1 protein-coding gene is annotated in these 237 nt (G+C 41.4%); it reads left to right on the top strand.

The genetic code is table 11. The features are described from left to right. The coding region (locus ICG50_RS13095) for a T9SS type A sorting domain-containing protein (RefSeq protein ID WP_187661341.1) at positions 1 to 237 on the top strand (237 nt) is incomplete at both ends.

Below are 237 nucleotides of genomic sequence, written 5' to 3'. Positions count from 1 at the left end.
AACCATGAGAATAGTAGCCGCCGGATTTGAAGCGAAAGCTTATCCGAATCCATTTGCGAACAACTTCTTACTTGATTTAACGACAGAGAGTGCATCACCGGTTAGTATCAAAGTTTATGATATGGTTGGTCGATTGGTAGATTCGCGTGAGTCAAAAGCTTCGAACTTAAACAGTTTAGCGATAGGTGATCAATACCCGAGTGGTGTTTACAATGTAGTTGTGACACAAGATGAGGA

Source organism: Flavobacterium buctense (assembly GCF_014486695.1).
Taxonomy (GTDB): domain Bacteria; phylum Bacteroidota; class Bacteroidia; order Flavobacteriales; family Flavobacteriaceae; genus Flavobacterium; species Flavobacterium buctense.
This window is presented reverse-complemented; position numbering and strand designations above follow the sequence as displayed.